At 58.4% G+C, this 25,830-nt stretch carries 30 protein-coding genes; 16 read left to right on the top strand and 14 right to left on the bottom strand.

Annotated features, from left to right (window positions below; all coding sequences use genetic code 11):
* Nucleotides 1-116 precede the first annotated feature (116 nt).
* The 4 genes from speE to GHO42_RS12635 form a co-directional block, all read right to left on the bottom strand.
* On the bottom strand, nucleotides 117-992 hold the full coding sequence (speE, locus tag GHO42_RS12650; protein WP_095032289.1) for a polyamine aminopropyltransferase: 876 nt from the start codon (nucleotides 990-992) through the stop codon (nucleotides 117-119).
* A 203-nt stretch (nucleotides 993-1,195) separates the two neighbouring features.
* Nucleotides 1,196-1,387 (bottom strand): PLDc N-terminal domain-containing protein, encoded by a 192-nt coding sequence (locus GHO42_RS12645; protein WP_016781476.1) that lies wholly within the window; start codon nucleotides 1,385-1,387, stop codon nucleotides 1,196-1,198.
* An 84-nt stretch (nucleotides 1,388-1,471) separates the two neighbouring features.
* Entirely contained in the window at nucleotides 1,472-2,002 is a 531-nt protein-coding gene (locus GHO42_RS12640; RefSeq protein WP_095019565.1) for a hypothetical protein, read from the bottom strand.
* A 68-nt stretch (nucleotides 2,003-2,070) separates the two neighbouring features.
* A complete protein-coding gene (locus GHO42_RS12635; RefSeq protein WP_095002035.1) occupies nucleotides 2,071-2,604 on the bottom strand; it encodes an ankyrin repeat domain-containing protein in 534 nt (177 codons plus the stop codon).
* Nucleotides 2,605-2,896: 292 nt separating this feature from the next.
* On the opposite strand from GHO42_RS12635, the gene GHO42_RS12630 reads away from it, so the two are divergent.
* A complete protein-coding gene (locus GHO42_RS12630) occupies nucleotides 2,897-3,175 on the top strand; it encodes a DUF3509 domain-containing protein (RefSeq protein WP_095002036.1) in 279 nt (92 codons plus the stop codon).
* Nucleotides 3,176-3,237: 62 nt separating this feature from the next.
* Here GHO42_RS12630 and mtnC read toward each other — a convergent pair whose 3' ends face one another.
* From mtnC to aroC, 5 genes are all read right to left on the bottom strand, one after another.
* Nucleotides 3,238-3,942, bottom strand: a complete 705-nt coding sequence (gene mtnC, locus GHO42_RS12625) for an acireductone synthase (RefSeq protein ID WP_153327677.1) — start codon at nucleotides 3,940-3,942, stop codon at nucleotides 3,238-3,240.
* A gap of 9 nt (nucleotides 3,943-3,951) precedes the next feature.
* On the bottom strand, nucleotides 3,952-4,497 hold the full coding sequence (locus GHO42_RS12620; RefSeq protein ID WP_095002038.1) for an acireductone dioxygenase: 546 nt from the start codon (nucleotides 4,495-4,497) through the stop codon (nucleotides 3,952-3,954).
* A gap of 100 nt (nucleotides 4,498-4,597) precedes the next feature.
* Nucleotides 4,598-5,218: a methylthioribulose 1-phosphate dehydratase gene (locus GHO42_RS12615; RefSeq protein WP_153327675.1), complete on the bottom strand. Its 621-nt coding sequence runs from the start codon at nucleotides 5,216-5,218 to the stop codon at nucleotides 4,598-4,600.
* Entirely contained in the window at nucleotides 5,215-6,363 is a 1,149-nt protein-coding gene (locus GHO42_RS12610; protein ID WP_095002040.1) for an MFS transporter, read from the bottom strand. The genes GHO42_RS12615 and GHO42_RS12610 overlap by 4 nt, the downstream gene beginning before the upstream one ends.
* Before the next feature lie 34 nt (nucleotides 6,364-6,397).
* Entirely contained in the window at nucleotides 6,398-7,489 is a 1,092-nt protein-coding gene (gene aroC / locus GHO42_RS12605; RefSeq protein ID WP_095019567.1) for a chorismate synthase, read from the bottom strand.
* Nucleotides 7,490-7,681: 192 nt separating this feature from the next.
* On the opposite strand from aroC, the gene GHO42_RS12600 reads away from it, so the two are divergent.
* Nucleotides 7,682-8,686, top strand: a complete 1,005-nt coding sequence (locus GHO42_RS12600) for an alpha/beta hydrolase (RefSeq protein WP_153327671.1) — start codon at nucleotides 7,682-7,684, stop codon at nucleotides 8,684-8,686.
* A gap of 53 nt (nucleotides 8,687-8,739) precedes the next feature.
* Complete coding sequence (locus GHO42_RS12595) at nucleotides 8,740-9,531, top strand: hypothetical protein (RefSeq protein WP_095021343.1); 792 nt, start codon at nucleotides 8,740-8,742, stop codon at nucleotides 9,529-9,531.
* Between the two features lie 33 nt (nucleotides 9,532-9,564).
* Here the strand turns inward: GHO42_RS12595 and GHO42_RS12590 are convergent, their stop codons facing one another.
* The gene (locus GHO42_RS12590; RefSeq protein WP_153327669.1) at nucleotides 9,565-11,445 is read right to left on the bottom strand and encodes a glycoside hydrolase family 3 protein; all 1,881 of its coding nucleotides are present in this window, start codon (nucleotides 11,443-11,445) and stop codon (nucleotides 9,565-9,567) included.
* 167 nt (nucleotides 11,446-11,612) lie between these two features.
* Nucleotides 11,613-12,521, bottom strand: coding sequence for a 50S ribosomal protein L3 N(5)-glutamine methyltransferase (prmB, locus tag GHO42_RS12585; RefSeq protein WP_153327667.1), 909 nt, complete (start codon nucleotides 12,519-12,521; stop codon nucleotides 11,613-11,615).
* Between the two features lie 273 nt (nucleotides 12,522-12,794).
* On the opposite strand from prmB, the gene GHO42_RS12580 reads away from it, so the two are divergent.
* The 5 genes from GHO42_RS12580 (at nucleotide 12,795) to GHO42_RS12560 (ending at nucleotide 15,569) form a co-directional block, all read left to right on the top strand.
* Nucleotides 12,795-13,385 (top strand): cysteine hydrolase family protein, encoded by a 591-nt coding sequence (locus GHO42_RS12580; RefSeq protein WP_095002045.1) that lies wholly within the window; start codon nucleotides 12,795-12,797, stop codon nucleotides 13,383-13,385.
* A gap of 146 nt (nucleotides 13,386-13,531) precedes the next feature.
* On the top strand, nucleotides 13,532-13,852 hold the full coding sequence (locus GHO42_RS12575) for a hypothetical protein (protein ID WP_095002046.1): 321 nt from the start codon (nucleotides 13,532-13,534) through the stop codon (nucleotides 13,850-13,852).
* Nucleotides 13,853-13,915: 63 nt separating this feature from the next.
* Nucleotides 13,916-14,473 carry a Smr/MutS family protein gene (locus GHO42_RS12570; protein WP_095002047.1) on the top strand — a complete coding sequence of 186 codons (558 nt, stop codon included), beginning with the start codon at nucleotides 13,916-13,918 and terminating at the stop codon, nucleotides 14,471-14,473.
* 77 nt (nucleotides 14,474-14,550) lie between these two features.
* Nucleotides 14,551-15,096, top strand: a complete 546-nt coding sequence (gene folE / locus GHO42_RS12565; protein WP_003442011.1) for a GTP cyclohydrolase I FolE — start codon at nucleotides 14,551-14,553, stop codon at nucleotides 15,094-15,096.
* A gap of 101 nt (nucleotides 15,097-15,197) precedes the next feature.
* A complete protein-coding gene (locus GHO42_RS12560; RefSeq protein ID WP_095002048.1) occupies nucleotides 15,198-15,569 on the top strand; it encodes a glutathione S-transferase N-terminal domain-containing protein in 372 nt (123 codons plus the stop codon).
* A 168-nt stretch (nucleotides 15,570-15,737) separates the two neighbouring features.
* On the opposite strand, the gene GHO42_RS12555 is transcribed toward GHO42_RS12560, so the two are convergent.
* Together GHO42_RS12555 and GHO42_RS12550 are read right to left on the bottom strand one after the other, a co-directional pair.
* Nucleotides 15,738-16,340 (bottom strand): glutathione S-transferase family protein, encoded by a 603-nt coding sequence (locus GHO42_RS12555; protein WP_095002049.1) that lies wholly within the window; start codon nucleotides 16,338-16,340, stop codon nucleotides 15,738-15,740.
* Between the two features lie 10 nt (nucleotides 16,341-16,350).
* Nucleotides 16,351-17,517, bottom strand: coding sequence for a PLP-dependent aminotransferase family protein (locus tag GHO42_RS12550; protein WP_095019571.1), 1,167 nt, complete (start codon nucleotides 17,515-17,517; stop codon nucleotides 16,351-16,353).
* An 82-nt stretch (nucleotides 17,518-17,599) separates the two neighbouring features.
* Between GHO42_RS12550 and GHO42_RS12545 the strand changes: the two genes are divergently transcribed.
* From GHO42_RS12545 to GHO42_RS12535, 3 genes are all read left to right on the top strand, one after another.
* Nucleotides 17,600-18,040 carry a MarR family winged helix-turn-helix transcriptional regulator gene (locus GHO42_RS12545; protein WP_095002051.1) on the top strand — a complete coding sequence of 147 codons (441 nt, stop codon included), beginning with the start codon at nucleotides 17,600-17,602 and terminating at the stop codon, nucleotides 18,038-18,040.
* A 287-nt stretch (nucleotides 18,041-18,327) separates the two neighbouring features.
* Nucleotides 18,328-19,677, top strand: a complete 1,350-nt coding sequence (locus GHO42_RS12540; RefSeq protein ID WP_095019572.1) for an NCS2 family permease — start codon at nucleotides 18,328-18,330, stop codon at nucleotides 19,675-19,677.
* A gap of 60 nt (nucleotides 19,678-19,737) precedes the next feature.
* On the top strand, nucleotides 19,738-20,364 hold the full coding sequence (locus tag GHO42_RS12535) for a LysE family translocator (protein ID WP_095019573.1): 627 nt from the start codon (nucleotides 19,738-19,740) through the stop codon (nucleotides 20,362-20,364).
* A 236-nt stretch (nucleotides 20,365-20,600) separates the two neighbouring features.
* Here the strand turns inward: GHO42_RS12535 and uraH are convergent, their stop codons facing one another.
* Nucleotides 20,601-20,954, bottom strand: a complete 354-nt coding sequence (uraH, locus tag GHO42_RS12530) for a hydroxyisourate hydrolase (RefSeq protein WP_095002054.1) — start codon at nucleotides 20,952-20,954, stop codon at nucleotides 20,601-20,603.
* A gap of 373 nt (nucleotides 20,955-21,327) precedes the next feature.
* On the opposite strand from uraH, the gene puuE reads away from it, so the two are divergent.
* The 5 genes from puuE to GHO42_RS12505 all read left to right on the top strand — a co-directional run bounded on the left by puuE (nucleotide 21,328) and on the right by GHO42_RS12505 (nucleotide 25,789).
* On the top strand, nucleotides 21,328-22,257 hold the full coding sequence (puuE, locus tag GHO42_RS12525; protein ID WP_095002055.1) for an allantoinase PuuE: 930 nt from the start codon (nucleotides 21,328-21,330) through the stop codon (nucleotides 22,255-22,257).
* Nucleotides 22,254-22,769: a 2-oxo-4-hydroxy-4-carboxy-5-ureidoimidazoline decarboxylase gene (uraD, locus tag GHO42_RS12520; protein ID WP_016781499.1), complete on the top strand. Its 516-nt coding sequence runs from the start codon at nucleotides 22,254-22,256 to the stop codon at nucleotides 22,767-22,769. Before puuE ends, uraD begins: the two co-directional genes overlap by 4 nt.
* A gap of 61 nt (nucleotides 22,770-22,830) precedes the next feature.
* On the top strand, nucleotides 22,831-23,826 hold the full coding sequence (gene alc / locus GHO42_RS12515) for an allantoicase (protein ID WP_086797829.1): 996 nt from the start codon (nucleotides 22,831-22,833) through the stop codon (nucleotides 23,824-23,826).
* A gap of 121 nt (nucleotides 23,827-23,947) precedes the next feature.
* Complete coding sequence (locus GHO42_RS12510) at nucleotides 23,948-24,451, top strand: ureidoglycolate lyase (RefSeq protein ID WP_016781501.1); 504 nt, start codon at nucleotides 23,948-23,950, stop codon at nucleotides 24,449-24,451.
* Nucleotides 24,452-24,499: 48 nt separating this feature from the next.
* Entirely contained in the window at nucleotides 24,500-25,789 is a 1,290-nt protein-coding gene (locus GHO42_RS12505; RefSeq protein WP_095002056.1) for a urate hydroxylase PuuD, read from the top strand.
* Nucleotides 25,790-25,830 lie beyond the last annotated feature (41 nt).

Raw genomic sequence — 25,830 nt, 5'->3', positions numbered from 1 at the left:
CGGGCTTGTTAGCGATTGGAGCAACGCGGTCCAACTTTAAACCGCGTCGCCTGCATCGCGGGTAAGCCCGCTCCCACAGTTCTACAACTGACGCCCTGCCTTGCTACTGCACAGCCTCAGTCGTTGCTTGGCTTGTTGATAGCCTGCAAAACATATTGCGGCAAGGCGAAAGCACCGATATGAACTTCCGGATTGTAGTAGCGGGTCACGATACCGCTACCGGCAAAACGTTGACGCAGGGTCTCAAGCGGCAACTTGCGATAGCTCGCATCAGTCGAACCCCAGGCGAAGGTCATGGAGCCGCCGATATAGGTAGGCACGGCAGCCTGGTAGAAATGCCAGTCAGCAAACAGGCTGCGCATGCGCCCGGCGGTGGTCTGCACTTCCTGCAACTGCATAAATGGCGTGCCGTTCTGGGTGACCAGTACACCCCCTTCATTCAGGCAACGGTGGCAAGCCTGGTAGAAGTTCTCGGAGAACAGCACTTCGCCCGGCCCGATCGGGTCGGTGGAATCCGAGATGATCACGTCGAATTTTTCTTCGGTGGTGGCGACAAAGCGCATGCCGTCGTCGATTACCAGGTTCAGACGTGGATCGTCGTACGCACCCTTGGAGTGGTTGGGCAGGAACTCTTTGCACATGTCCACCACGGTGCCGTCGATCTCGACCATGGTGATGTGCTCAATGCCAATGTGCTTGGTGACTTCGCGCAACATGCCGCCATCACCACCGCCAATGATCAGCACGCGCTTGACCACACCGTGGGCCAGGATCGGCACATGGGTAAGCATTTCGTGGTAGATGAATTCGTCCGCTTCGGTGGTCTGGATCACGCCGTCCAGAGCCATTACGCGGCCCATGACCGGGTTTTCGAAGATCACCAGATGCTGGTGATCGGTTCGCACTTCATGGAGCAGCTTGTCCATGCGAAAGCGTTGGCCATAGCCTTCGTAAAGGGTTTCGAGATAGTGGTTGTCAAGCGATTCGGCCATGGGTAGTCCCCTTGAATGCTGGTGGCAACGGACGGTCACCCGCCCATGATCGACAGCCAAACCTCATACCGCTATCGCGACACGGGTCCAACTGCCCAAGAAAGGCGCGCATTCTACGTCGAGGAACATGACAGGTCGAACCTTGACGCCGACAATCTAAGCGGGCAACCACGATTTACCGTCGCTGCCCGCTGGCAAGCAGCTCAAATACGCACATTGCCCCGCGGCCCGGCGATGGCCCAAATCACCAGTCCCAGTACCGGCAGGAACAGAATCAGCAGCACCCAAAGCACTTTCGCGCCCGTCCCGGCGCCGCTTTTGATTACGTTGATGATGGCCCAAATATCCAGGGCCAGAATAATCAGACCGATCAGACCATTAAACGTTGAACCCATGATGACGCTCCCGATTGAGTACTTGTGCTCATAGGATAGTCACCCACGGCCAGGGTTCCGTTTTTTATTGCAGCAGCCAGGGTTTCAGACGTGGACGGCAACCTTGAGGGCTTCCAGCGATGGCGCAGCGGCGATGCCGACTTCGGCACACAGTTCCAGCACGCGCGGCACGTCATTGCCGTAAACCAGCACCACCTGGATTTCGTCGTCCAGCGGCTGGCTCAGGTTGACCAGCACATAACCGCCCTGCTCCGGGCTCATGCTGCCCATCTGGATCTGGATGCGGTTGAGCGCGGTCAGCGCTTCGGTCTTGGCCAATTGCTTTGGCTTGATATTGAACGCTACATCAGGACCGAAAGAGGCGACGATCTGGGCAAACAGGTCCATCCAGGTATCGGCCTGGAACAACACAGTTTCCGGCAAGCTGCCCACCACAACCCATTCACCCAGCGGGATCGGGAAGCTGTCGTCGTAGTTGATGTCCGGGTTGGCAAGCAGAAATGCTGCCTGATCGGCGTAGGCTTGAGCCGCCTCGTCCGCGATGGAGGCGATTTCGTCGTCGCCCATGCACCCAGAGCTGATTTTGCTGATGAGTTCAACGAGAGTGGTTTTCATGGGCGAGGCCTGTCACAAGGAAAATTAAGGGCGCGCAGGATATATCAATTGCGCCCTTCAAGGGGCGATCAGCCCAACAGCTTCTCAAGTTGCGCCACGGTTTCGGCTGCGCCCATGGTCCTGGCGGCATCCAGGGCGGTGATGCCATTGGCGTCCTTGGCTTTTGGATCGGCGCCCTTGCTGATCAGGTAATCGATGATTTCCCCACGATTGAACATGGCGGCCATCATCAGCGCTGTACGGCCATCAAATGATGCGCCTTCAACTTGTGCGCCACCTTCAACCAGGGTCTTGACCATTTCCAGGTCGCCCTTGAAGGCAGCACCTGCAATCGGGCTCTGGCCATTGTCATTGCGGATCTCGGGGTCGGCATTGTGCTCAAGCAGCACCTTCACCGCTTCAACGTGGCCGTGATAGCTGGCCAGCATCAACAGGGTATCGCCCTTGTGGTTGCGCAAATTGGCCGGCAAGCCCTTGCTCAGCAAGGCTGCCAGCATTGCAGCATCACCATCCCGTGCCTTGTTGAACACCTGCTCGGCAAAGTCGGCGGCCTCTTCCGGGGTCATCTGGCGGCTCTGGTCTGCTGGCTTGTTCTCTGACATGTAAGGTTCCACCCTGGCTACAAAAAAAACCTAGTTTCCTGAGACGCAGACACGGTGTCACCCCTTTTTTGCTCAATACACCCATAGGAACAATCAATCAGCTGCCTGAGCCTGATACCGACTGGGCAAAATGCAGGATGCACGATGGCCACTCATGCAAAATGCACGACAAATGCTTTTTGCATAAATTATAAGCTGTTGATTTATATGGGTTTTTTAAAAAAAGAATAGTGGCACAATCACTGCAATCTCTACTCCATACAAGCATTCAAGCGCTAATGGAGCTGAACATATGAGCCTGATCCAGGAAAAATTCGCATCGTTGTTCTCCAACCACACTGTCACCGTTAAACCCCGCCCGGATGGCGGCGTGCTGCTGACATTGTGTGACAACGAAGGCAAACAGACCCAGCGCACACTTTCTTACACCCAACTGCATACCGCCGAGGAACTGACCTGGGCCATCAGCGCGATTCGTCGTGACCTGGCAGGCACTGCCAGTGAATTGCCGACCATTTCGCTGCTGCAAAGCCAGCATCGTTTTGCCCTGCCGACCTATCACACCCGCTAAATCCAAGGGTAGTGCAAAGCAGTCCGCGATAGAGAACGGCATGACTGTGGGAGCGAGCAGGCTCACTCCCACAGCAGTGTTGTTTTAATTGCGGCAGGGTCAATCTCGGCAAAACTGCTCACGGTTTTATGTCCCGCCAGTTCCCCACCCTCACGGGCCAGGCCGCAGGTCAGCATGCCGGCCGCCTGTGCAGCATCGAGTTCTTCAACGATATCCGACAAAAACAGGATCTTCCCGGCCGGGCAGCCTATGGCCTCGGTAATGTGGCGATAGGATTGCGCCTCACGCTTGGGCCCGGAGGTGGTGTCAAAGTAGCCACTGAACAGTGGCGTCAGGTCACCCGCCTCGGAACAGCCAAAAATCAGCTTTTGCGCCTGTATCGAGCCTGACGAGTAGACATACAGGTCATACCCTTTGGCATGCCACTCGCGCAGCGCTTCGACCGCGTCCGGGTAAACATGGCCCTTAAGCTCACCCGCGGCGTATCCCTGCTTCCAGATCATCCCTTGCAAGGCCTTGAGTGGTGTGGCCTTGCGGTCTTCGGCCAGCCATTGCTGGAGGATCTCGATGACCCGTTCGACATCGGCCTCAGGCTCGCCGCTATCCAGGCGTACTGCGCCCAGCTGCATGGCCACTTCAGGGTCTTCGGCATGCTCGCGCACAAACCCGGGCAGATGTTTGGCCGCATACGGAAACAACACGTCAAATACGAAGCTGACAGCGCTGGTGGTGCCTTCGATATCGGTCAGGATGGCTTTGATCGGCATGGGAGATCCTTAGTCTTCGAGGCGCGGGAAGCGTTCAGCGATGTCTTCGCCGGTAAAGTTGGCAACCCAGCCTTCCGGGTTGTTGAACAGGCGGATGGCGACAAAATGCGGATGCTCACCCATGTCGAACCAGTGCGGCGTGCCTGCGGGTACTGAAATTAGATCGTTCTTTTCGCACAACACCGCATACACATAGTCGCCAATATGTAGCGTAAACAAGCCACGACCGGCGACGAAAAAACGCACTTCATCTTCGCCATGGCGGTGCTCGTCGAGGAATTTGGCGCGCAATTCGGCTTTTTGCGGGTGATCGCTGTTGAGACTGATCACGTCCACGGTGACATAACCACCCTCGCTCATCAGCCGGTCAATCTGCACGCGATAGGCGTTGATCACTTCATCCTGACTGGCCCCCGGCTGGATCTGCGTGGCGGCCTGCCAGCGGTCAAAGCGCACGCCCTGCTCGGCCAGTGTTGAAGCGATATCATCAAAATGGGTGAGCACCTTGTTGGGGAGTTCCGGGCTCGATACGTGATAAACGGACAAACTGCTCATGGGGCGTGGTTCCTCGGCTTCGGCGCGCATTCGGCTTTTACAGGCCGTTCAGGCAGACCGTTCAAATCAGGGTGTGAGCTTCTTCACGGTGAAGTCAGCGTTAACGATTGAGTATTGCGCGAGCTTTCAGTTCGCATTCAAACAAAAACTCGAAGGCTTCGATCTGGCGCAAGGCGTCGCTCATGCGCGCACCCCAGGTGTACAGGCCATGCCCGCGAATCAGATAACCCACGCAGTCTGGGTGTGCTTCCAGCCATGGCTGGACCTTGGCCGCCAGACGCGCGATGTCCTGGTCATTGTCAAAGATTGGCACCCGCACCCTGGACTCATGGGTCGAAACGCCGCTGAAGGCCTTTTGCAGTTCGTAGTCTTCAAATTCGATGCTGTCAGCCGGCGTCAGGCGCGACAGCACCGTGGCATTCACCGAGTGAGTGTGCAGCACTGCGCCAATTTCGGGGCGCCAGCTATACAGCTGGGTATGCAGCAGGGTTTCGGCGGACGGTTTCTTGCCCGGCTCGAGGCTGTTGCCCGCCAGATCAGTGGCCAGTACATCGTCCGGGCCCAGTTGGCCCTTGTGCTTGCCCGAAACCGTCAGCAGCGCCTGGCTGGCCGAAAGCCGGGTGGAATAGTTGCTGCTGGTGGCCGGTGACCAGCCGCGCGCATATAAAAAGCGCCCGGCTTCAATGATTTCCAGGCTCAGGTGTTCACGGGTAAGGCTCATGGCCTGTCCTCTTGCAGTCGGGTGGCAATGATAACGGCTGCAGCCAGCGCTGCGACGCTCGCCATACTAAAGGTGAAAGCGGGGCCCAGGGTGTTCCAGCTGTAACCGGAGTACAGCGCCCCCACGGCGCCACCGATACCGGCCAGCGTGGCGTACAGGGCCTGGCCCTGGCCTTGCTGGCCGGGACCGAAACTGCGTTGCACAAAGGTCATGGCCGAGGCATGAAAACTGCCAAAGGTGGCGGCGTGCAGCAGCTGCGCCAACAGCAACACCCACAGGTGCTCGGCAAAAGACCCCAGCAACAGCCAGCGCAAGGCAGCGAGGATAAAACTGAACATCAGCACCCGGCGCACGGAAAATTTCAGCAGGATACGGCGCATGGCCAAAAACATCAGCACTTCGGCCACCACTCCCAGGGCCCAGAGCAAGCCGATCACACCACGGCTATAGCCGAGGTGTTCCAGATGCAGAGTCAGAAATGTGTAGTACGGGCCGTGGCTCATTTGCATCAGCGCCACACAGGCATAGAACGCCAGCACGCCCGGGCTGAACAGTTGCTTCAAGAACCCGCCTTCCACCTGCTTGCGGCCCAGGCTGGAGGGCTGCGCATTGGGCACCCACAGGCTGCACAGCACAATGCCAGCCATGATCACGAGCAGCGCCACCGGGTAGATATCCAGGCTCAGCCATTCGAACAGGCGGCCCAGGATCACCACGGTAAGGATAAAACCGATCGAGCCCCACAAACGAATCTGACTGTAACGTTCAGGCTGCTCACGCAAGTGGGCAAAGGTAATGACTTCAAACTGCGGCAACACCGCATGCCAGAAGAACGCATGCAGCGCCATCACCAGCGCCAGCCAGGCATAGCTCTGGCTGACAAAGATCAGGGCAAAACTGCACAAGGTGCAGAGCGCACCCAGACGCACGATCAGCAGACGCTGACCGCTGTAGTCCCCCAGCCAGCCCCACAGGTTGGGCGCAACGCAGCGCATCAGCATCGGGATGGCCACCAGTTCGCCAATACGCGCACTGGAAAACCCCAGGTGATTGAAGTACAGCGCCAGAAACGGCGCTGTGGCACCCAGCAAGGCGAAATAGAAAAGATAGAAGCCTGACAGACGCCAGTAAGGAAGTGTCGCCACGGCCGTCAGACCGTGACGCTCAACAATCCTTGCATTACAACTGGCCCAGTACGGGCGTGCTGACGCGTACGTCGGCGTTCTGGCCGCGATGACGCAACAGGTGATCCATCAGCACAATGGCCATCATGGCTTCGGCAATCGGCGTGGCACGGATACCCACGCACGGGTCATGACGACCCTTGGTAATCACGTCCACCGGATTGCCATGCACGTCGATCGAGCGGCCCGGGGTGGTGATGCTCGAGGTTGGCTTGAGCGCCAGGTGGGCAACGATCGGCTGGCCAGACGAAATACCGCCCAGGATGCCGCCGGCGTTGTTGCTCAGGAAACCTTCAGGGGTCATCTCGTCGCGATGCTCGGTGCCGCGCTGGGCAACACTGGCAAAACCGGCGCCGATTTCAATACCTTTTACGGCATTAATGCTCATCAGCGCATGGGCCAGCTCGGCATCCAGACGGTCGAAAATCGGCTCGCCCAACCCCGGGATCACGCCTTCGGCGACCACGGTGATTTTGGCGCCAACCGAGTCCTGGTCACGGCGCAGTTGATCCATGTAGGCCTCAAGCTCCGGCACTTTGTCCGGGTCAGGGCTGAAAAAGGCGTTTTGTTCAACCGAGTCCCAGGTCTTGAACGGGATTTCAATCGGGCCCAGCTGGCTCATATAACCGCGAATCACGATGCCTTGGGTGGCCAGGTACTTTTTCGCGATGGCACCGGCGGCCACACGCATGGCCGTTTCACGCGCCGAACTGCGCCCGCCACCGCGGTAATCGCGCTCGCCGTACTTGTGGTGATAGGTGTAATCAGCGTGGGCCGGGCGGAACAGATCCTTGATCGCCGAGTAATCCTTGGACTTCTGGTCAGTGTTACGGATCAGCAGGCCAATGGCGCAGCCAGTGGTGCGGCCTTCAAACACCCCGGAGAGGATTTCAACTTCGTCGGCCTCCTGGCGCTGGGTGGTGTGGCGGCTGGTGCCGGGCTTGCGTCGATCCAGATCACGTTGCAAATCTTCAAGGGACAGCTCCAGCCCTGGCGGGCAGCCATCAACAATGGCGACCAACGCCGGACCATGGCTTTCGCCAGCGGTGGTGACAGTGAACAGCTTGCCGTAGGTATTGCCGGACATGCAGGGCGCTCCGCGAAAATCAGCCGATAAAGTTCAGCCCGGGATCAGTTCAAGTCTTGTTGCAACACAACAGATGTTGAACAGATCCCAGATAACCAAAAGCGCCAGTATACGCAGGCTACCTCTGTAGTTCATCCTCGAACCTTACTCATCCGGGTTTGTCCAACCGGCACACTAGACAATGATGGCGCTATGATGCTGCGAATACTTTTATTAGCACTGACCCTGTTTGGCTTTGGCACCCAGGCCCTGGCGGCCCCGCTCTCCAATGTCTTGCTGCGGCCCATTGAGCTCGATACCGGCTCCGGCACGTTGTATGGCTCGCTGGTTTTGCCCAAGAGCGACAAGCCCGTACCCGTGGTGCTGATTATTGCCGGTTCCGGCCCGACTGACCGCGACGGCAACAACCCTATCGGCGGGCGCAATGACGCCCTGAAAAAACTGGCCTGGCGCCTGGCCCAGAGCAATATTGCCAGCGTCCGCTTCGACAAGCGCGGCATCGCCCAGAGCCAGCCTGCCGGGCCTGACGAGCAAAAGCTCAACTTCGATCAGTATGTGTCCGACGCCGTGGCATGGGGCGAGAAACTCAAAAGCGACCCGCGCTTTGGCAAGGTGTTTGTACTCGGGCACAGTGAAGGCGCAATGATCGCCAGCCTGGCAGCCCCACAAATCGGTGCTGCCGGCGTGGTTTCGATTGCCGGTACAGGGCGCCCGGTGGGCGTGCTGTTGCGCGAGCAACTGCAACGCAATCACCTGCCACCTGCCCTGCTCAAGCGCAGTTTTGAGCTGATCAGCAGCCTGGAAGCCGGCAAGACCGACGACAAGGTGCCCAAGGATCTGCAAGTGATCTTCCGCCCCAGCGTGCAGCCGTACATGACCAGCCTGCTGCGCCATGACCCGGCAGCCGCTTTCGCCGCACTGAAAATGCCGGCCATGATCATTCAGGGCACCCACGACATTCAGGTAGAGGTCAAGGATGCCCGCCTGCTCAAGGCCGCCAAGCCCGATGCCGTACTGACACTGATCAATGGCATGAACCACGTAATGCGCATCGTGCCAATGGACATGAAGCGCCAGGTGCAGTCCTATAACGACCCCAATCAGCGTCTGGCAGGCGAACTGGGCGACCGAACTGTGCGCTTTATCACGAAAGTCAATGCGGGCCAGCCCTACAGTACTGCGCACAACGGCCGATAAACCGGTGTCGGCCGTCTTTGCTTGGCTGACATCCAGCACAGGATCGAGCCGTTATGAGCGACACCCCAACACAACCCGCCGGGCCCGAGGCACCGGAAGTGCCCGAGGCCCCGCCGCTGCCTTGGGCCGATGTGCAGCCCGAGCATTTGCGCATGCTGCGCCTCGCCCCCCTGCCCACTGACCGCAACACCGGGGCACGGCCGTTACGCTTTGTGCAGTTTGGCCACGCCACACGCCACAGCAAAGACCTCAGCCTGCTGCGCATGACCATCACCCTGCCGGGCCAGCGCGTGCGCAGCGAACAGAACCAGCTTGACCTGTGGGTCGACCATAGCACCCACCGCGTGCGTTTCAGCCCTGAGCGCGGTTTGCAAGTTGAACCGGCGAACCGCGGGATCGGCCGTTTTCTGCTGGCTCAGGCCGCGTTGTGGGCGCAGAAAAAATGGTCGCACTACCGCGTTGACGGCACCGACCTGGCCAGCCGGGACGCCCTGAATGAAGACAGCCGCCTGCGCCGCGATCATGTTTTGCGGGTGCAGGGCTTTGATGTGGTGTATGCCGACGCCCAGTTTCTCAAGGCACGGATCGAAGACGTGCAAGTGGGCGAGTTGCTGGACAGCTGGAATGGCGAAAAGCTTCAGTTCCTCGACATTCTTGAGACTGCGCAAATGCTCCAGCAAGCCGAACAGAACTTGCAGGAACAAGAGGTAAAACTGCGGGAAAAAGAAGAAAAACTCGGCAGGTACCAGCGCGAAGAAATGGGCCTGCGCTTTACCATCACCTGCCTGGTAGCCTTTTCGGTGTTCCAGGCAGGGTTGTTGATCTGGATTGCGACGCACCGCTGATGGTACCCACCCGCTGCACAGGGTCACTATGGGTTACGGATAGCCAAGACCTGTTCCCCTGGGGTAGCGCAACGCCCCCGGCTGGCTGCCATCGGCCAGGGCAAAAATATCAACCGGCAAACGCCCCACGGGGACGCTCCGCCCCAGCATGACATCCACAGCAGCCGGCAAGGCTGGCCCCAGCAGACCTCGGTCATACCCCCTGGACGAGTAGGTCGCCAATGTGGCGCCGGCGATATCGTCAAATTCCACCACATCGTAGGGCGAGTTCATCGTCAGATGAATAGCCAGCTTGCCGCGGGACGTGGCGTATTCCATGGCACAGCGCAGCCATTGCAAACTGCTCTGCACGGTTGCTCCTGACAACAACTGATCGGCATGCGCATTTCGCACGACAGCACTGACACCGATTGAAGAGGTACCGAGAATCACCGTTTCTGCGGCGTTGATCGCCCGCTTTATCTCAACCCAGCCAACGCCTCTCAGCGCCTTGCCTGTCAACAGGAGCGCAGGATAGCCGGCCTCCTCGAACCTGCGGCGCAAGGCTTCGGCCTGCTCATTCCTCGGGGTCAGGATCAAGATCCGCGCGCACTGGTTCTTCAGAGGCAACACGGCGCACTGATTACGAATCAATGTAATGGATTGCGCGGTAATACGTTGCTCGAGCGCACGATGTGCCGGGCTGCCAATTATATTCAACTCAGGTCGAGGCCTGGCGCCCTGCTCGGCGGTAATCCCGTTGCGCAACTTCATTCGCACAATCCGCAATACCGACTGATCCAGTTCCTGTCGATCAATATCGCCCGCCTCGACAGCCGCTACCACCTGATCAACCAACCCGGACAGGAGCCCGGCCTGGCGAGCGGTACGAAATTCAATGGGCATCAGGGCGATATCCACATCCGCCTGAAAAGCCTTTATCACGGCGTCGGCCTGACCGAAAAAACCGGCAATGGCCTTCATATCCATCGCATCCGTGATGCTCACGCCCTGAAAGCCAAGCTCACCCCGTAGAATATTGTGCTGAATTTTCCGCGACATGGTCGCAGGTGCAATAATCGGTTCACCGGTGCGCGTCTGAACCAGGGTGCTATCGAGCGCAGGATATTGAATATGGGCGGTCATGACCATTTCTGGCGCTTCACCCGCTTCAATGGCCAAACGATAGGGCGCCAGATCAATTGCCCAGGCATCTTCACGGGACTTGTTCACCACCGGCAGCCCGATATGCGAGTCCGTTTCCGTATCCCCATGCCCCGGGAAATGCTTGTACGCCGCGATCACGCCCTGTGCAGCCATACCTTGCATCATGCGTCGGGCCAACAGGCTGACCGTGCGTACATCATCACCAAAAGCGCGCACATTGATGACGGGGTTGAACGGGTTGCTGTTGACGTCCACCACCGGGGCAAAATTCAAGTTAAACCCCAGAGCCGCAATCTCGGCGGCCAACACCACACCCTGGTCATAAGCCATCCGCTCGTCACCACCGCCGTGCCAGGCCGCAGCCAATGCCATGTTGCCCGGGAAAACCGTGGCCGCCCTGCGCGGCAGGCGAAACACTGACCCCCCCTCCTCGTCCACCCCCAGCAACAGGCCGAGTTCACCCGCGACCGGGGGCACAGCGCGCAGATCATCCAGAAGGGTTCTGCCCTGCTCAAGCGAACTCAAATTGTTACCAAACAAAATAACCCCGCCAATGGCGTTGTTACGCAGGGCATCGCCCATGGCGGAATTGAACCGGGTGGTACTCAGGGTGCACGCTGGCTGGTCGTCAGGACACCAATAACGAAAGGCCACGAGCAACTTCTGCCCGATTTTTTCGCGCAGGGTCAAGCCCTCAAGGAGGCATCGGGCGCGCGTGTCGAGATCAGTGTCGCTGGGAGCCAAAGGAAACCGGGACGTTTGTGTCATGCTTTGATCCTCGTATACAAACCAATACGGGCATCAAGCAGGCAGCCACTTCAGGGAGATGCGTGCCAAAACCGCTTCGCTTGATGCCCAGCCGTTGTCGAATGTATCGAGTTGCGGACGAACAAAAAGCGAAGAGGTATTGCAGCGTTTGTAATGCTCTTGCCTGATCAGATTCGAGAAGCAAACAGCCCCTGATGGGCACGGCACTGTTCGGCGGTCAACATGAATACACCGTGCCCCCCGCGCTCAAAATCAAGCCAGGCGAAGTCGACTTCCGGGTACAGCGACTCAACGTGTATCTGGCTGTTGCCTACCTCAACGATCAGCAAGCCTTTTTCGGTCAGATGATCAGCCGCTTCGGCCAGCATCCGGCGTACCAGGTTCAGGCCGTCGTCACCGCAGGCCAGCCCCAATTCCGGCTCGTGCTGATACTCGGCCGGCATGTCGGCGAAATCTTCGGCATCCACATACGGCGGGTTGGACACAATCAGGTCGAAACGCTGCCCCGGCAAGCCATCAAAGCCGTCGCCCTGCACGGTGTAAACCCGTGCGTCGACACCGTGGCGCTCGATGTTCTGGTTGGCCACTTCAAGGGCCTCAAAGGACAGGTCAGCCAGTACCACTTCGGCGTTCTGGAACTCGTAGGCACAGGCGATGCCGATACAGCCCGAACCGGTACACAGGTCAAGAATGCGTGCAGGTTCAGCACCCAGCCACGGTTCAAAACGCTTTTCAATCAGCTCACCGATCGGCGAGCGCGGGATCAGCACGCGCTCATCGACGATAAACGACATGCCGCAGAACCAGGCCTCACCCAACAGATAGGCCGTGGGCACGCGCTCTTCGATACGGCGCTTGAGCAGATGTTGCAGGTTGACCAGCTCATCGTCTTCAAGGCGGCAGTCGAGATAGCTATCGGCAATTTCCCACGGCAGGTTCAGCGCACCCAGCACCAGTTGACGGGCTTCATCCCAGGCATTGTCGGTACCATGACCAAAGAACAGATCTTCCCCATGAAAGTGGCTAACGGCCCAGCGAATATGGTCGCGCAAAGTGCGCAGGCGGGAAGTGATCAATGGTCTTACTCCTCAAAATCGATTGGCGATTCTAACAGCCAAACTCCGACGCGCCAAAGGTGAGCCGGACGACTACACGTGACGGCGTTTCAAAAAGTAAGACCGTGTACAATAAAAACCTGAAATCGCTCCATTTTGTACATTTTATGGCTACAACATATTTGCTTGACATCGCTACAGGCCAGCAACCACAAGGCCTGCACGACTAGTCATTCACATAAACGCTCCGCCAGTGGAGAATGTCGCAAAAGCCCCATTCAAAGGAGCCCCCGAATGCCCGCTTTAAAGACGATGTTTCAACTCACAGGACGTGGCTATGCCGCAGCCAATCTGAGCAACGCCAGCCTGCTGATCATCGATGCGCAAAATGAGTACTTGAGCGGGCCATTGGCCCTTTCCGGCATGGACGCGGCCACCGCCAACATTGCCCGTCTGCTTGAAGCTGCCCGCAAGGCAAAGCGCCCGGTCATCCATATCCGTCACCTGGGCACCGTTGGCGGTATGTTCGACCCTCAGGGCGAGCGTGGCGCCTTTATCAAGGGCCTGGAACCACAGGGTGATGAGCAGATTATCGAGAAGCGCATGCCCAACGCATTCAACGACACCGGGCTGCAAAAGGCCCTGGAAAACCTCGGCTCGCTGGATGTGATCGTCTGCGGCTTCATGAGCCACTCCAGCGTCAGCACTACCGTGCGTGCGGCCAAGGACTACGGCTTGCGCTGCACCCTGGTGGAAGACGCCTGCGCCACCCGCGACCTGCCGACCGCGGACGGCATTATCAGCGCCGAGCAAGTGCAAAAAGCCGAAATGGCCATCATGAACGACAACTTTGCCACCCTGACGTTGACCCAAAACCTGATTTGATCTGAACCGGACGTTGACGGGCGGCCCCTGCAACCGCCCATCCCGGACCAGCTCCAGCCTGCGGGCGCTTTCCTATTTCACTACACTCAGGAACAACCTGACGAAGTCCCTGCCGAAGGGCCGATACCCTTTAAGGAAAGATCGGAATGAAGATCTCCGATGGTTTTGATGCTCGGCGTTTGCGCCCCAAGGCTCATCGCGACTGGCGCTCGCGCCTGGTACTGATGTTTGCAGCGCTGCTGGCACTGCTTGGCATGCTGTTGCTGTTGGCGGGTGCCGCCAGCCTGATTGGCCATCCAACGGCACTGGGCGAGCTCAATGCCAGCCCCGCAGGTGCAACACTGGTGTTGGTGTCCGGCCTGTTGGTGTGCTGGCTAGGGGTATGGATGTGGCGTCGACGCCGGCGCCTGATGCGCAAGCCATTTGGCCTGAACATGGCCCCGCACCTGATGAAAAAACACGACTGACGCATATCCGCCGCCCGATTGTCGTCGACTTGGGTAAACTGGCAGCCCTTCGCGGAGGCTGACATGCAAGACGACGATTTTTCCCTGTTCAAAAACGAGATTCGCGGTGTCAAACCGATCAAGCATGATCGTGCCGACACCGGCAAACCCAAGGCTGACCGTGCGCAGCTGGCCAAGTTGCGCCAGAACGCCATTGTGCGCACCAACGCGACCATCATCGACGGCCTGTCAGACCAGTTTGTGATTGATGTTGGCCCCGAGGACCAGCTGAGCTGGGCCCGTGACGGCGTGCAGGAAAGCCAGATGCGCAAGCTCAAGCTGGGGCAGATCGCCTTTGAAGGCAGCCTTGACCTGCACGGCATGACCGTTGAAAAGGCCCGCGAAACCCTTTGGGAATTCCTCGGTGAAGCCGTGCGCCTTGAAGTACGTTGCGTGCGCGTTACCCACGGCAAGGCCGTGCGTCTGGACGGCAAGCGCCCGATGATCAAAAGCCACGTCAACACCTGGCTGCGCCAGCACTCACAGGTACTGGGCTTCTGCTCCTGCCAGGCCAGGCATGGCGGCGCCGGCGCGGTCTATGTGATGCTCAAGCGCACCATGATGGAGGGGCGTGACGAGTAACAGCGTGTCATCACGCTTGCAGCGTCGTGTCAGCCCCCGTACCCTTACTCTTTGCGAAAAATCCCACAGGTAGATTAATGTCCCTGGAACAAAACTACACCGCGATCCTCGGTCAACTCGGCGAAGACGTTTCCCGTGAAGGCCTGCTGGATACGCCAAAGCGTGCCGCCAAGGCCATGCAGTACCTTTGCCGCGGCTATGAACAAACCCTGGAAGAAGTCACCAACGGTGCCTTGTTCAGCTCAGACAACAGCGAAATGGTGCTGGTCAAGGACATCGAGTTGTACTCGCTGTGCGAACACCACCTGCTGCCGTTTATCGGCAAGGCCCATGTCGCCTACATTCCGAGCGGCAAAGTGCTGGGCCTGTCGAAAGTGGCGCGTATTGTCGACATGTATGCCCGTCGCCTGCAGATCCAGGAAAATCTCAGTCGCCAGATCGCCGACGCCGTGATGCAAGTCACCGGCGCCCTGGGCGTGGCCGTTGTGATCGAGGCCAAGCACATGTGCATGATGATGCGCGGTGTCGAGAAGCAGAACTCGTCGATGATCACTTCGGTGATGCTGGGTGAGTTCCGCGAAAACGCCGCCACGCGCAGCGAGTTTCTCAGCCTGATCAAGTAACTGCGGCACAGAAAAAACCGGCGTTTATCGCCGGTTTTTTTTCGCCTGCACAATTTCAGGTAAGCTGCGTCCCTTATTAATTTGCCCATGAGGCTTTTACTGTGTTTATCAAAGCGCTTCGCGTAGGCCTGGGTCAGCTCATTATCGCTGGCGATTTCGTGACACGTCCAAGCAAAAAGCAGCGCCCTGCCGCCGCTCAGGCGCAGGTCGACCAGGCTGCCAAGGGCCTGACCCTGTTTCAGTTCCACGCCTGCCCTTTCTGTGTAAAAACGCGCCGCACCCTGCGCCGCCTGAATGTGCCAGTGGCCCTGCGTGACGCGAAGAACAACGAGCAGGATCGCCAGACCCTGCTGGAGCAAGGGGGCAAGATCAAAGTGCCTTGCCTGCGCATCGAAGAAGGCGGCAAAACCACCTGGATGTATGAGTCCAAGGTGATCATTGACTACCTGAACCAGCGCTTTGCCAACGTTTAAGGCCATCCCCCGGTCTACCCTCTCTGTGGGAGCGAGCCTGCTCGCGAACGACCTTCGCGAGCAGGCTCGCTCCCACAGTTGAAGTTTCCTTCAGACCTCGTCAGCGGCTACAGAATGCGCGCACAAAAAAACCGGCACTTGGCCGGTTTTTTTAAAGGGGCGATTTGCTCAATCGAGCATTCCCACATGCCGCGGATGGCTGGCCACCCGCGCCAGCCACGCCTGAATACCCGGGTAGCCGCTCAGGTCAAACCCGCCCTGATGGGCCACATGGGTATAGGCATACAGCGTCACGTCGGCGATCGAGTATTGCTCACCCACCAGATACGGCGTGCGCGTGAGCTGTTGCTCCATCACGTCCAGCGCCTTGTAGCCACGCTTTTGCAGCTTGCGGTATTCCTCAAGGCGCTCTTCGGGTAGCCCCAGGTAAAACTGGATAAAGCGCGCCACCGCAATATAAGGCTCATGACTGTACTGCTCGAAAAACTGCCATTGCAGCACTTGCGTGCGCAAACGCGGTTCGGTCGGCAAAAACTCGCTGCCGTCGGCCAGGTAGTTGAGAATCGCGTTGGACTCCCACAGGCACGTACCGTCTTCCAGCTCCAGCACCGGCACTTTGCCGTTGGGGTTTTTCGCCAGAAACTCCGGGGTCTCGGTTTCACCCTTGAGAATGTCCACGGCAAACCACTGATACTCAAGCCCCAGCAAATGCAGCATCAGCTTGATCTTGTAGCAGTTGCCCGAGTTGTAATCGCCATAAACCTTGAGCATTGCGCCTCCTTCAGGCCGCCTGGGCAGCCTGGGCCTGACGAATCACGTTGGCCAGACGCTTGAGGCCCTCATGCAGACGTGCCGGATCGATGTGGCTGAAGTTCAGGCGCAGGCTGCCCACGTTCTGGTCCGGGTTGGCGAAGAACGGCTCGCCAGGCATAAAGGCCACGTTCTGTTCCAGCGCAGGCTTGAGCAAAGTGCGGGTATCGAACGGTTGCTTGAGGGTCAGCCAGAAGAACAAACCGCCCTGTGGCACATGCCAGTCAGCCAGATCCGAGAAATGCTCTTCCAGCGCCAGCTGAAAACCGTCACGGCGCACGCGGTAGAAATCACGCAGCTCGGCCAGGTGATTACTCATTTTCTCGGTGCCGATCCACTGCAAGGCTTGCCACTGGCCAACGCGGTTGGTGTGCAGGTCAGCCGATTGCTTGAGGCGCAGCAAGTGCGGGTACAGGTCGGGGCTGGCAATCAGGAAGCCAACACGCAGGCCCGGCAACAGGGTCTTGGACACCGTGCCGGTATAGATCCAGCTGGCTTTTTTCAGGCGGCTGACGATCGGTGTGGCGCTGCCACCGTCGAAGTTCAGCTCGCGGTAAGGCTCGTCTTCGATCAGGGTCACGCCGAACTCGTCGAGCAAGGCAGCAACCGCGTCGCGCTTGGTTTCGCTGTAACGCACAGCAGACGGATTCTGGAACGTCGGGATCAGGTAGATGAACGCCGGGCTGTGTTTTTCCAGCTGCACGCGCAACGCAGCCAGATCAGGGCCATCAGCTTGCAGCGGGAACGTCAGGCATTCGGCGCCGAACAATTGGAAGATTTGCAGCGCCGCCAGGTAGGTCGGTGCTTCGAGCATGATTTCGGTGCCCTTGTCGATATACAGCTTGGCTGCCAGATCCAGCGCCTGCTGCGAACCGCTCAACACCATCACCTGGCTGGCATCGCAATCAACCCCCAGTGCGCGAGCCTCTGCAGCCAGTACTTCACGCAGTGCCGGCTCACCTTCGCTCATGCCGTACTGACCCATCGAGGCAGGCATATCGGTCCAGTCGACCTTGGGCAGCATGGCCTCGGCCGGTAGCCCGCCAGCGAAAGACATGACTTCCGGACGTTGGGCCGCAGCCAGAATTTCACGAATCAAGGAGCTTTTCAGGCGGGAAACACGTTCGGAGAAGGCCATACAGATCACCGGTAGCGGAAGTAATTGGAAATAAGTCAAACTGTTTGACCGAAACTACGCCGCGAACCCTAGATACGTCAATATGCTTGACCTTAAAAATCCGACCACTCAGCGCGCCGCCATGGAAGCCTTCTTCTTTGGCTATCAAGCATTTACCGCCAAAGCGGATGAAATGCTGGCACGTCGTGGGCTGAGTCGGGTGCATCAGCGTATTGTTTTTTTTATCGCCCACCACCCCGGTGTCAGCGTCAAGGAACTGCTGACCTTACTGGGCGTGAGCAAGCAGGCCCTGAATACGCCATTACGCCAGTTGATCGAGATGGCCCTGGTGCGCAGCGTCGCGCCCGAGACCGACAAGCGCAAACGCCTGCTGGAACTGACTGCCGACGGTGTGGCCTTCGAAAAGAGCCTGCGCCGCGAACAGGTCAAGCTGCTGCAAAGGGTATTTGCTCAGGCAGGTGAAGACGCGGTGAATGGCTGGCTGGCGGTCAATCATGCCCTGGGACAAAGCCGCCAGCTCTAGAGCAGGGTTCCTGTGGAAGGTGGCTTGTTCTGTGAGCGGGCTTGCCCGCGATGCAGGCGCCGCAGTACTCCAGTTGTACCGCAGCGATCCAATCGCGAGCAAACTCGCTCCCACAGAAAACAGACACCCACCCATCACTTTCTGATCACAATCTGAAAAACATTATTTGCTTTTTTTGTATACAAAAGCATAATTCACTTCGCCTGCGTTTCTGACCCGAAAGTCAGAAAAACATCTCCCGCCACACCCAGTGCCCTTAAAAATAATAAAAGCCTGAGGAAATCACCGTGGACAGCCAAAAGTCAGAAATACCCGTTGTCGAACTTGCCACGCCCGCCGCCCGCAGCTGGCTGGAACGCCTGTTCAAACTGTCACTGCATGGCACCACGGTCAAAACCGAGCTGATTGCCGGGCTGACCACCTTTATCACCATGGCCTACATCATCTTCGTCAACCCCAACATCATGGCCGATGCTGGGATCGATCATGGTGCAGCCTTCGTCGCCACCTGCATTGCCGCCGCTCTCGGCAGCCTGTTGATGGGGCTTTACGCCAACTGGCCAGTAGGCCTGGCGCCAGGTATGGGACTGAATGCGTTTTTTACTTACACCGTGGTCGGAACCATGGGTTACAGCTGGGAAACAGCATTGGGTGCCGTGTTTGTCTCCGGTGTGCTGTTCCTGATTCTGACCCTGTCGCGGGTGCGTGAATGGCTGCTCAACAGCATTCCCGTCAGCTTGCGGTACGCGATGGGTGCCGGGGTGGGGTTGTTCCTGGGGATTATCGGCCTGAAAACCTCGGGCATTATCGTCGACAGCCCGGCCACCCTGATCAAGCTCGGTTCATTGCGCGACCCTGCCCCGCTGCTGGCAGCGGTGTGCTTTTTGATGATTGCGATTCTGAGCTATCACCGCGTCTTCGGCGCCATCCTGATCAGCATTATCGCCGTGACCCTCGCCGGCTGGGGCCTGGACCTGGTGCATTACAACGGCATCATGTCGGCACCGCCAAGCCTTGCACCGACCTGGATGGCCATGGACCTCAAGGGCGTTTTCAACATCAGCATGATCAGCGTGGTGCTGGCCTTTCTGTTTGTACACATGTTCGATACGGCCGGCACCCTGATGGGCGTGGCCCAGCGTGCCGGGCTGGTGAAGGCCGATGGCAGGATCGAAAACCTGTCCCGGGCCCTCAAGGCCGACAGCGCCTCCAGCGTGTTCGGTGCCGTGGTCGGCGTGCCACCCGTGACCAGCTACGTGGAAAGCGCCGCAGGCGTTGCGGCAGGCGGGCGTACCGGGCTTACTGCCGTCACCGTGGGCGTGTTGTTTGTGGCCGCCATGTTCTTTGCCCCTCTGGCTGGCATGATCCCCGCTTACGCCACGGCAGGCGCTCTGATTTATGTGGCCATGCTGATGATGGGCGGCATGCAGCACATCAACTGGGACGAACCCACTGACTGCATCCCGGCCATAGTGACCGTGATCATGATGCCTTTGACCTTCTCGGTCGCCGACGGGATAGCCCTGGGCTTTATCAGCTTTGTCGCACTCAAGGCAGGCACCGGCAAATACCGGGAAATTTCCGTCAGCCTGTGGGTGCTCTGCGCTATTTTCATCGCCAAGTTTATTTTCCTGTAAACCGGGCGGTATCAATCGGCCCCGCAATGACGCGGGGCCTTTGTTGTTTGGGAGGAAGTGATGAGTCTGGAAACCTGGCTGCTGTTCAGCAGCGCGGCATTGGTGGTAATCCTGATTCCAGGGCCGCTGTCGTTATTGATGATCAGCAACAGTCTGAACTACGGCTTGCGCCGTTCGTACCCGGCTTTTCTGGGAGGTGTATTTGCCTCGATCTGCCTGCTCAGCGCTTCGGCACTGGGTTTGGGCGCCTTGCTGCTGGCCTCGGAAAAACTCTTCAGCGCCCTGAAGATCGTGGGCGCGCTGTACCTGTTTTACCTGGCCTGGCAAAGCTGGAAACAATCGCGCCAGCCGGCCACCGTCACCAATGTGCCCGAAGCCGCACCAATACCGCGCTTTAGCGCCCTGTTTGGGCGCGCGTTCGTGCTGGGGGCCAGCAATCCTAAGGACATTCTGTTCTTTGCTGCCTTTTTGCCGCAGTTTCTCAACCCCGATCTACCGTTCCTCAACCAGTTACTGGTGATGATCGCCACCTGGACCGTGCTCGACCTGCTGTGCAAGCTGGCCTACGGCCTGGGTGCCCACGGTGCGGCGGGGTACCTGCGCAGCGGCAAGGGCCAGAGCTGGTTCAACCGGGTCAGTGCCGGGCTGTTCAGCGTGGCAGGCACGGCGTCGTTGTTGAGCCGCTGATTGCACACAAGCCCGTAGCAGCTGCCGAAGGAACGAGGCTGCGTTCGATTGCGAAGCAATCGTAAGACCTGAGTTCGCGATTTATCTGATGGACAGCGGATTCAGGTTCTACGACGGCTACGCCGCCGAACGCAGCCTCGTTGCTTCGGCAGCTGCTACGGACATGGCATTTAGACAGGCAAAAAAAAGCCCGCAGTGTGAGCGGGCAAATAACCACATGCGCAGATCGAAAACGATTAGCTACCGCGATAGGTCGAGTAGCTGTACGGCGAAATCAGTAGCGGTACATGGTAGTGATCCTGCTCGGCGCTGATCCCGAAACGCAGTACCACCACATCCAGAAACGCCGGCTCCGGCAATTTCACACCCCGTGCGCGGTAGTAATCACCGGCACTGAACTGCACCTGGTAAACCCCGGAACGGTAGGCCTCCCCCTCCAGCAACGGCGCGTCGCAACGGCCATCGCTGTTGGTCAGGGCTGTAGCGACCAACTCCAGCCCCGAACCTTCAACCCGATACAGCTCGACCTTGATCGAGCTGCCCGGGCAGCCGTGTGCGGCATCCAAAACGTGCGTAGTCAAACGTCCCATTGATTGTGCGACCTCCCGAGTCGTGAAAAAAACGGCTGCCGCCCTCTTTTGGCGCACCAAAAGGCTCGGCGAAGAAACGATTAAGACATTTATCAAAAAAATTGTACACAATTAAAAATGACAATCTGCGCATCCCCCGACGCTACGGGGCCTGCACGGCATTAATCGTCAAAGCCGCAGTCCTCAGAGACCTTTCGCCCATAAACTGACCAATCAGGCAGGTTTCTTGCAAGTACTCTTTCTGTACAAATCGTGGTAGAAATAGCAAAAATCAGGGTTACAAATAAAATGTAAAGTTGTATACAATCAGCTCATCGCAGTGACGCCAGGTCTGGCCAATCGACTGTTACCACGAACAATAAGGAAGACTGCAGTGAGCGCTGACTACCCACGCGACCTGATTGGTTACGGTCCAAACCCTCCACACCCGCATTGGCCGGGCAACGCCCGCATCGCCCTGTCTTTTGTTCTCAATTACGAAGAAGGCGGCGAGCGCAACATCCTGCACGGTGACAAGGAGTCTGAAGCCTTCCTGTCGGAAATGGTCTCAGCCCAACCATTGCAGGGCGAGCGCAACATGAGCATGGAGTCGCTGTATGAGTACGGCAGCCGTGCAGGCGTGTGGCGCATCCTCAAGCTGTTTCGCGAGTTCGATATTCCGCTCACGGTGTTTGCCGTGGCAATGGCCGCCCAGCGCCATCCGGATGTGATCCGCGCCATGGTCGAGGCCGGGCACGAGATCTGCAGCCACGGTTATCGCTGGATCGACTACCAGTACATGGATGAAGCGCAAGAGCGTGAACACATGCTCGAAGCCATCCGCATCCTCACCGAAATCAGCGGCGAACGCCCGCTGGGTTGGTACACCGGCCGCACCGGTCCCAATACCCGGCGCCTGGTGATGGAAGAAGGCGGCTTTTTGTACGACTGCGATACCTATGACGACGACCTGCCCTACTGGGAACCCAACAATCCCACCGGCAAACCGCATCTGGTGATCCCCTATACCCTGGATACCAATGACATGCGCTTTACCCAGGTGCAGGGCTTCAACACCGGCGAGCAATTTTTCCAGTACCTCAAGGATGCTTTCGATGTGCTGTACGCCGAAGGCGCAGAGTCGCCGAAGATGCTTTCCATCGGCCTGCATTGCCGCCTCATTGGCCGCCCTGCGCGCCTCGCCGCCCTCAAGCGTTTCATTGAGTACGCCAAGGGCCACGAACAGGTCTGGTTCACCCGCCGCGTGGACATTGCCCGCCACTGGCACGCCACCCACCCTTTTGTTGCCGAGACCGCCAAATGAGCGCCTTCAAGACCCTCAAGCCTTCACAACTGAGCCGTGAAGCCTTCGTGGCGGCTTTTGCCGATATCTACGAACACTCGCCCTGGGTTGCCGAAAAGGCCTACGACCTGGGCCTGGACAGCAGCGTCGACCAGATCGAAACCCTGCACCAGCGCATGAGTGACATTTTGTTGAGCGCCGATCACGCCAGCCAGCTGGCATTGATCAACGCTCACCCGGACCTGGCCGGCAAAGCAGCCGTCCAGGGCCAACTGACCGAAGCCAGCACCAATGAACAGGCTGGCGCCGGTATTCACCAATGCACGGCCGAAGAGTTTCAACGCTTCACCGAGCTGAACGAGGCCTACAAAGCCAAGTTCAAGTTTCCCTTCATCATGGCGGTAAAAGGCAGCGACCGGCACCAGATCCTCGCCGCGTTCGAAACCCGCATCCATAACCCGGCAGACGTCGAGTTCAAGTGCGCGTTGGCAGAAATCAACAAGATCGCCCTGTTCCGATTACTCCAGCTCTAAGCCGAACCGGCACCCGCCGATGACGCATCTCCAGCCACTCATTTAAAGGCAGACAAGAAGAATGAAAGCTTACGCCGTACCTTTCGAGAAGTTCGTCAACCTGGCCGATGCCCGCCTGGGCACCAAAATCGTTTCGGTAACCGATGACTGGTTTGCCGACGCCAACCGCATGTTCCAGCCGACCCCGGCCGTATGGAAGGAGGGCGTTTTCGATGACAACGGCAAGTGGATGGACGGCTGGGAGTCCCGCCGCAAGCGCTTCGAAGGCTATGACAGTGCCGTCATCCGTCTTGGCGTTCCGGGCTCGATCAAGGGTGTGGACATCGACACTTCATTCTTCACCGGCAACTTTCCACCATCGGCCTCGCTGGAAGCCTGCTTCCTGGCCTCGGGCGAACCGAATGAAAACACCCAGTGGGTGGAAGTACTGTCGGCCGTCGAGCTGCAGGGCAACAGCCATCACTACCACGAAATCAACAATGACCAGGCCTTCAGCCACCTGCGCTTCAACATTTTCCCGGATGGCGGCGTAGCGCGTCTGCGCGTGTACGGCGTGCCGTTCCGTGACTGGTCGGCAGTAGGCGACAACGAACAGGTCGATCTGGCCGCAGCTCTCAACGGTGGCCGCGCCCTCGCCTGCTCCGACGAACACTTCGGACGCATGAGCAACATCCTCAACCCTGGCCGCGGCATCAATATGGGCGATGGCTGGGAAACCGCACGTCGTCGTACCCCGGGCAATGACTGGGTCATCGTCGCGCTGGGCCACCCGGGCGAGATCGAAAAAATCATCGTCGACACCCTGCACTTCAAGGGCAACTACCCGGACAGCTGCTCGATCCAGGGCGCGTACGTCAAGGGCGGTACCGACAGCCAGATCGAAACCCAGTCGCTGTTCTGGCGTGAACTGCTGCCGAGCCAAAAAATGGAAATGCACGCTGAACACACCTACAGCGAGCAACTGAAAAACCTCGGCCCGATCACCCACATTCGCCTCAACCTGTTCCCGGATGGTGGTGTAAGCCGCATCCGCGTATTGGGCAAAGTCGCCAAATAAGCGCTGCACCCATCGCGGGCAAGTCCGCTCCCACATTAGAAATGTATTCATCCTGTGGGAGCGGGCTTACCAGCGATAGCGACAAAACTGACACCTCAGAAACCCGAATAAGAAGACCACCATGCGCACATTGATGATTGAACCTCTGACCAAAGAAGCCTTCGCCCCTTTCGGTGACGTGATTGAAACCGATGGCAGCGACCACTTCATGATCAATAACGGTTCGACCATGCGCTTTCACCGTCTGGCCGAGGTCGAAACGGCTACGCCAGAAGACAAGGCGATCATCAGCATTTTCCGCGCCGAGGCGCAGGACATGCCGTTCACCGTACGCATGCTGGAGCGCCATCCGCTGGGCAGCCAGGCTTTTATACCGCTGCTCGGCAACCCCTTTCTGATCGTGGTCGCGCCCGTTGGCGATGAACCTGTATCGGACCTGGTCCGCGCCTTTGTCAGTAATGGCAGGCAGGGCATCAATTACCATCGCGGCGTCTGGCACCACCCGGTGCTGACGATCGAAAAGCGGGATGACTTCCTGGTGGTTGATCGCAGTGGCAGCGGTAATAACTGCGATGAGCATTTCTTTAAAGAGGATCAGTTGCTGTTCCTCGCCCCCCACCAATAAGAGAAGGTCCAACACTCACAAAAGAGTGACGGGCAAGAGGTAAAGACTGTGGAAGCACATCTAATGGAATGGCTGAATCTGAGCGTGCGCTGGATTCATATGATTACCGGTGTGGCCTGGATTGGCGCGTCGTTTTATTTCGTCTGGCTGGAGAACAACCTTAACCGGGCCAACCCCAAGGATGGCCTTGCTGGCGATCTATGGGCGATTCACGGAGGCGGTATTTACCACCTCGAAAAATACAAACTGGCCCCACCCACCATGCCGGAAAACCTGCACTGGTTTAAATGGGAAGCCTATTTCACCTGGATGTCGGGCATCGCCCTGCTCTGTCTGGTGTTCTACTTCAACCCCGCGCTGTACCTGATTGCTCCAGGCAGCAGCATGAGCGGCCCTGAAGCGGTTGCCATCGGTATCGGCTCGCTGATTGCCGGCTGGTTCGTTTACGACTTTCTGTGCGACTCCGCCCTGGGCAAACGCCCGGCGCTGCTCGGTTTCGTCCTGTTTGTGCTGCTGGTTGCAGCAGCGTTCGGCCTGAGCAAAGTGTTCAGCGGGCGCGGTGCCTACCTGCACGTGGGCGCCATTATCGGCACCATCATGGTCGGGAACGTATTCCGCACCATCATGCCGGCACAACGTGCCCTGGTAGCCGCGATCAAGGAAGGCCGCAGCCCTGACCCGGCACTGCCGGCCAAAGGCCTGCTGCGTTCGCGACACAACAACTACTTCACCTTGCCGGTGCTGTTCATCATGATCAGCAACCACTTCCCGAGCACCTATGGCAGCCAGTACAACTGGTTGATCCTGGCCGGGATTGCGGTGCTGGCAGTGCTGGTACGTCACTACTTCAACACCCGCCACGACAGCCACAAATATGCCTGGACCCTGCCGGTCGCAGCCCTGGGCATGATTTGCCTGGCTTACGTTACCGGTCCAAAGCCTGTGTCGACAGCGCCAGAAACCGCCAAGGTGATCAAGTACCAACCGCTGCCGGAAACCGCCCTGGGCGGCGTCAAGGCTGCAGATGCTCCGCCAGCGGCACCGGCACAGGCACCCGCGGCAGCGCCAGTGGCCACCGTCGATTTTGAACAAGTCCACAAGGTGATCCAGGAGCGCTGCACGGTCTGTCATTCCGCCACCCCCAGCAGCCCGTTGTTCAGTGCGGCTCCGGCAGGCGTGATGTTCGACACCGCGCAACAGATCCAGCTGATGGCCCCGCGCATTCAGGCTCAGGCCGTTGTCACGCCGATCATGCCGCTGGGCAACATCACGCAAATGACGCAACAGGAGCGCGACCTGGTCGGCGCCTGGATCAATGCAGGGGCACGGACCAACTGACGCACCGCCTTTGCGGTCGCAGCCCCGCTGCGGCCGCAAGA

It is taken from the genome of Pseudomonas sp. FSL R10-0056, assembly GCF_009600105.1.
GTDB classification, from domain to species: Bacteria; Pseudomonadota; Gammaproteobacteria; order Pseudomonadales; family Pseudomonadaceae; genus Aquipseudomonas; species Aquipseudomonas bubulae.
Note: the sequence above shows the minus strand (reverse complement) of the source record. Positions and strands in the feature narration are given on the sequence as shown.

Excerpts from the sequence above, each read along its gene's own strand:
- speE (WP_095032289.1), bottom strand. The coding sequence starts at position 992 with ATGGCCGAATCGCTTGACAACCACTATCTCGAAACCCTTTACGAAGGC.
- GHO42_RS12645 (WP_016781476.1), bottom strand. The coding sequence starts at position 1,387 with ATGGGTTCAACGTTTAATGGTCTGATCGGTCTGATTATTCTGGCCCTG.
- GHO42_RS12640 (WP_095019565.1), bottom strand. The coding sequence starts at position 2,002 with ATGAAAACCACTCTCGTTGAACTCATCAGCAAAATCAGCTCTGGGTGC.
- GHO42_RS12635 (WP_095002035.1), bottom strand. The coding sequence starts at position 2,604 with ATGTCAGAGAACAAGCCAGCAGACCAGAGCCGCCAGATGACCCCGGAA.
- GHO42_RS12630 (WP_095002036.1), top strand. The coding sequence starts at position 2,897 with ATGAGCCTGATCCAGGAAAAATTCGCATCGTTGTTCTCCAACCACACT.
- mtnC (WP_153327677.1), bottom strand. The coding sequence starts at position 3,942 with ATGCCGATCAAAGCCATCCTGACCGATATCGAAGGCACCACCAGCGCT.
- GHO42_RS12620 (WP_095002038.1), bottom strand. The coding sequence starts at position 4,497 with ATGAGCAGTTTGTCCGTTTATCACGTATCGAGCCCGGAACTCCCCAAC.
- GHO42_RS12615 (WP_153327675.1), bottom strand. The coding sequence starts at position 5,218 with ATGAGCCTTACCCGTGAACACCTGAGCCTGGAAATCATTGAAGCCGGG.
- aroC (WP_095019567.1), bottom strand. The coding sequence starts at position 7,489 with ATGTCCGGCAATACCTACGGCAAGCTGTTCACTGTCACCACCGCTGGC.
- GHO42_RS12600 (WP_153327671.1), top strand. The coding sequence starts at position 7,682 with ATGATGCTGCGAATACTTTTATTAGCACTGACCCTGTTTGGCTTTGGC.
- GHO42_RS12595 (WP_095021343.1), top strand. The coding sequence starts at position 8,740 with ATGAGCGACACCCCAACACAACCCGCCGGGCCCGAGGCACCGGAAGTG.
- GHO42_RS12590 (WP_153327669.1), bottom strand. The coding sequence starts at position 11,445 with ATGACACAAACGTCCCGGTTTCCTTTGGCTCCCAGCGACACTGATCTC.
- GHO42_RS12580 (WP_095002045.1), top strand. The coding sequence starts at position 12,795 with ATGCCCGCTTTAAAGACGATGTTTCAACTCACAGGACGTGGCTATGCC.
- GHO42_RS12575 (WP_095002046.1), top strand. The coding sequence starts at position 13,532 with ATGAAGATCTCCGATGGTTTTGATGCTCGGCGTTTGCGCCCCAAGGCT.
- GHO42_RS12570 (WP_095002047.1), top strand. The coding sequence starts at position 13,916 with ATGCAAGACGACGATTTTTCCCTGTTCAAAAACGAGATTCGCGGTGTC.
- folE (WP_003442011.1), top strand. The coding sequence starts at position 14,551 with ATGTCCCTGGAACAAAACTACACCGCGATCCTCGGTCAACTCGGCGAA.
- GHO42_RS12555 (WP_095002049.1), bottom strand. The coding sequence starts at position 16,340 with ATGCTCAAGGTTTATGGCGATTACAACTCGGGCAACTGCTACAAGATC.
- GHO42_RS12550 (WP_095019571.1), bottom strand. The coding sequence starts at position 17,517 with ATGGCCTTCTCCGAACGTGTTTCCCGCCTGAAAAGCTCCTTGATTCGT.
- GHO42_RS12545 (WP_095002051.1), top strand. The coding sequence starts at position 17,600 with ATGCTTGACCTTAAAAATCCGACCACTCAGCGCGCCGCCATGGAAGCC.
- GHO42_RS12535 (WP_095019573.1), top strand. The coding sequence starts at position 19,738 with ATGAGTCTGGAAACCTGGCTGCTGTTCAGCAGCGCGGCATTGGTGGTA.
- uraH (WP_095002054.1), bottom strand. The coding sequence starts at position 20,954 with ATGGGACGTTTGACTACGCACGTTTTGGATGCCGCACACGGCTGCCCG.
- uraD (WP_016781499.1), top strand. The coding sequence starts at position 22,254 with ATGAGCGCCTTCAAGACCCTCAAGCCTTCACAACTGAGCCGTGAAGCC.
- alc (WP_086797829.1), top strand. The coding sequence starts at position 22,831 with ATGAAAGCTTACGCCGTACCTTTCGAGAAGTTCGTCAACCTGGCCGAT.
- GHO42_RS12510 (WP_016781501.1), top strand. The coding sequence starts at position 23,948 with ATGCGCACATTGATGATTGAACCTCTGACCAAAGAAGCCTTCGCCCCT.